1 protein-coding gene is annotated in these 500 nt (G+C 44.2%); it reads left to right on the top strand.

Features of this window, described 5'->3' with window-relative positions; all coding sequences use genetic code 11:
- The coding region (locus Y887_RS20835) for a hypothetical protein (RefSeq protein WP_162199182.1) at nt 1-307 on the top strand (307 nt) is incomplete at its 5' end.
- Nucleotides 308-500 lie beyond the last annotated feature (193 nt).

The following is a 500-nucleotide window of genomic DNA, read 5'->3' as shown; positions in this document are numbered from 1 at the left end:
CCTTAAAGGGTTCCTTGCTCTTCCAAAGGTTGCATCATCCACTGGTCGCGATGACCCTTGCAAGATTGGATTCAGAACTAAAGATTTGCGCAATGCGCTACGCAAGAAGGGATTTGTGCCTTCTTATGACAACGTCGCCGCGCTGATGGCTTCAATGGAGGAAGCTGAAGCGATGGACAAGGTGCGCGGCTATTTCCTGAATACAGGCTTCACCATGTATGAATGGCACACGAAGGGATTGACTGTCGCCGACTTCATCTATTCATTAGAGCAGAAGTATGTACGCAATATGCAGGCCCCAGGATAATTATCATCAAAATATTTGCTTTTCTGACGAGGTGATATTATGATTAATTTAGACAGGATTGAGTTAGCACTTAGTACCTTAATCAAATATTACCAGTTTGCTTTTAAGGCTAGTTTGTTTGGCTTGTTCAATCCTCATCAATCAGCAAAGGCGAGAAGCAATGCCAACCGCCTGCGCTGTACTGGTATAGTTA

Origin of the sequence: Xanthomonas pisi DSM 18956, assembly GCF_001010415.1 — a bacterium.
Classification (GTDB): Bacteria; Pseudomonadota; Gammaproteobacteria; order Xanthomonadales; family Xanthomonadaceae; genus Xanthomonas; species Xanthomonas pisi.
This window is presented reverse-complemented; position numbering and strand designations above follow the sequence as displayed.